Below are 3,144 nucleotides of genomic sequence, written 5' to 3' on the forward strand. Positions count from 1 at the left end.
GAACTTTTTTTGATTTACACTGTCAGTCTTATGGAACATGGTGATGATTGTTATTGTCTCTTCATTGATTTGGAGAGAAAAATGACAATAGAATTTACATTTCGTATTCACTTTATTAAGAATGGTAAGGGATCTAAGTTTTTAGCAATATTTGATCAGACAGCCTTTGATGCGGTTGTAAAATCCTTGATGTTGACGTGCAAACTTATTCCCTCCATGCGCCTATCCTTCTCTTTACGCATGAGGTGGGAAAAAAAACAAGTTCAAGCTATTAGGCTTTCTAATGGGATATTAAACTGTTGGTGCAAATTTTTAATCATGCGTAGTGTTAGTTTTCTTTTTCCACTCAAGATTTCATAAACGCGATTTAAATGACCAATCGCAGGAACAAGATCTTTAGCACTTAAGTTCATTTGTTCCATTCTAAATTTAATAGCCTCAATAGGATGAGGAGGAGAAATAGGATAATGTTCTGTTTCATAAGCTTCAATCAACAACACAAGAACCTCCATTTGATCAAATTCTGGAGTATTCTCTTTAGGTTGATTGTCAAACATTGCAGACACAATTTCTAAAGCTTCTTGATAATCTCTCTCTGTACGAATTGGTTTGATATTCATTTCTTAAATTCCTTTAGTTCTACAGTGTTGGCATCAATCGCATCATACTGTTTATGCGTCCCTATAAACTTTATGTAAAGCCAACCTGCTGGATAAAAGATTGAAACAATTAAACGATAGTCATTGCCTCTAATATTAAAAACAACACGATTATTCTTTAATATGCTTGCATTTTTATATTTCTCTTTAATGTCATGAGGAGAACGCCATTGTGCGTTTTTAGCTTCATCTACCCATGCTTTTAATGGTTGTTCAGCATCAGGATATCGAGTCCAAAAAGTTTGAAGCGTGGAGATTTTAACAATTTTCATAAGTATATCCTGATTTTTATTAGCTATAGTACCATTTTGGGACTAAGTCAAGATATTTATAAAAAAATACTTTTTAAAAACAAGCTTTTCGCAAGAGCGGCATTTTGCCTCTTATTTTTTCATCTTCATTTCATTCGCCACTATTTTAAAGGAGCATAAAATGGCAACAGGTTTTCTACACGGTGTTGAAGTCGTCGAGGTTGATGACGGCACACGCCCCCTTCGTGCAGTTCAGTCTGGCGTTATCGGAATTATTGGCACAGCACCCGATGCCGATGAACAAGCCTTTCCTCTTAACACACCGGTTTTGGTAGCAGGCTCTCTTTCACAAGCCGCAAAACTGGACAAAACAGGCAAACGACGCGGTACTTTACCCAATGCCCTTGATCTTATTTTTAAGCAAGTGGGAGCAATTGTTGTTGTTATCCGTGTGAAAGAAGGAGACAATGAAGAAGCAACACTCACCAACATTCTAGGCGGTGTGAACGAAAATGGCGCCTATGAAGGTGTTCATGCTTTCATTGGAGCACAATCTATTGTGGGACAAACACCACGTATTCTGATTGCTCCAGGCTTTACCCATCAACGCCCTTCCAGTGTAACCACTGATGGAACGAGTGATAGTGCAAAAACTGAGATCAGTGTAACATCTAACCCCGTTGCGGCAGAACTGATTGGCATTGCAGAACGTTTGCGCGCTATTGTGGTGATTGATGCCCCAAACACAACAGATGAAGCAGCCCTTAGCGCAGCAAAGGATTTTGATTCAAAACGCGCCCTTCTCATTGATCCGTTTGTAAAGGTCAATCGCAATGGCAAGATCTTAGAAGAGCCAGCAAGTGCAGCGGTTGCTGGGGTCATTGCTAAAACTGATTTTACACACGGTTTTTGGCATTCTCCTTCAAACAAAGTGATCAATGGTATTGTGGGAACTGCGCGCCCAATTGATTTTTCTATTGGTGATCGTGCAAGTCGCGCTAATCTTCTCAACGAACAAAATATCACAACCATCATCCGTGAAAACGGCTATCGCCTCTGGGGCAATCGCACACTTTCAAGCGATACAAAATTTGCCTTTTTATCCGTGGTACGCACTGCAGATATGATTAATGATGCTATTTTACGCGGACATCTATGGGCGGTCGATCGCAATATCAAAAAGACCTATCTGAATGATGTGAGTGAAAGCGTCAATGCTTATTTGCGTGATTTAAAAGCGCAAGGCGCCATTCTTGGCGGACGCTGTACACCAGATCTAGAGCTTAATACAGCAAGTGCTATTGAAGACGGCAGAGTCTATTTCAATGTAGAGTTCACGCCCACAACACCAGCAGAACACATCACCTTCCGTTCACAAATCATCAATGATTACCTAGAGGAGATCTTTTAATGACTGTCCCCGTTTTACCAAGAGTTCTGAAATATTTTAACATTTTTGTCGATGGTATTCCCTATCAAGCAAAGTGTGAAAGCGTCACCCTCCCGAACTTGAATTTGGTCGTTGAAAGTTACCGCGGCGGCGGCATAGATAGCGCCATTGAGGTTGATCTTGGTCTTGAAACACTCACGCTTACCATGACCATTTCTGATTGCTCTCCAGAATTAATGGCATTGTTGGGACGCACAGATGTCGACATCTCACTGCGCAGTTCAATGCAAGCGCAAGGTACACCCGCAGAAGGGGTTATCATTACCATGAGAGGACTTTGCAAAGGCTTTGAAATGGCAGAATGGCAACCGGGAGGCAAAGCAACATCCACGGCGACATTCACATTGCAATATTTCAAATATGTTCAGAAAGAGGTTGAAATTGTTGAGATAGACGTCCTCAACCTCATTAGAAAATTCAATGGCATCAATCAACTCGCAGGCCACAGAGAAAACATAGGATTATAAAAATGACTATACAACACAGTGTTACCCATCAATTGCTTGTTCCTATCACCTTTGAAGGAAAAGAACACACCGAAATTACCTTACAGCGCCCCAAAACAAAAGATGTGCAAGCAATCGACAAAAAAGAAGGCATAGAGCAAACAATCGCTATGATTGCACGTCTTTCTGGATGGCCACATGAGGCTGTTGGTGAACTCGATATCAATGATCTCTCAAACATTGGAGAGATTTTAGAATCTTTTATCAAACGGCGGGAAACCTCGACTGGGAAACCGCCGCTAAACTGATTGCCGATATTGCCATTGTGTTCCATTGGT

At 40.8% G+C, this 3,144-nt stretch carries 5 protein-coding genes; 3 read left to right on the plus strand and 2 right to left on the minus strand.

The features are described 5' to 3' along the window. Nucleotides 1-263: 263 nt before the first annotated feature. Nucleotides 264-620 (minus strand): helix-turn-helix domain-containing protein, encoded by a 357-nt coding sequence (locus BN202_RS08690; RefSeq protein WP_019220258.1) that lies wholly within the window; start codon nt 618-620, stop codon nt 264-266. Beyond that, nucleotides 617-931 (minus strand): type II toxin-antitoxin system HigB family toxin, encoded by a 315-nt coding sequence (locus tag BN202_RS08695; RefSeq protein ID WP_019220259.1) that lies wholly within the window; start codon nt 929-931, stop codon nt 617-619. Before BN202_RS08695 ends, BN202_RS08690 begins: the two co-directional genes overlap by 4 nt. 160 nt (nt 932-1,091) lie before the next feature. Between BN202_RS08695 and BN202_RS08700 the strand changes: the two genes are divergently transcribed. Genes BN202_RS08700 through BN202_RS08710 form a run of 3 tightly spaced genes read left to right on the plus strand, consistent with a single transcriptional unit; the run spans nt 1,092 to nt 3,114 of the window. Next, complete coding sequence (locus BN202_RS08700) at nt 1,092-2,321, plus strand: phage tail sheath subtilisin-like domain-containing protein (protein ID WP_019220260.1); 1,230 nt, start codon at nt 1,092-1,094, stop codon at nt 2,319-2,321. Next, nucleotides 2,321-2,827: a phage major tail tube protein gene (locus BN202_RS08705; RefSeq protein ID WP_019220261.1), complete on the plus strand. Its 507-nt coding sequence runs from the start codon at nt 2,321-2,323 to the stop codon at nt 2,825-2,827. Before BN202_RS08700 ends, BN202_RS08705 begins: the two co-directional genes overlap by 1 nt. Before the next feature lie 2 nt (nt 2,828-2,829). Next, nucleotides 2,830-3,114: a phage tail assembly protein gene (locus BN202_RS08710; protein WP_019220262.1), complete on the plus strand. Its 285-nt coding sequence runs from the start codon at nt 2,830-2,832 to the stop codon at nt 3,112-3,114. The last annotated feature ends 30 nt before the right edge of the window (nt 3,115-3,144 follow it).

This window comes from Bartonella florencae (assembly GCF_000312525.1).
Classification (GTDB): Bacteria; Pseudomonadota; Alphaproteobacteria; order Rhizobiales; family Rhizobiaceae; genus Bartonella; species Bartonella florencae.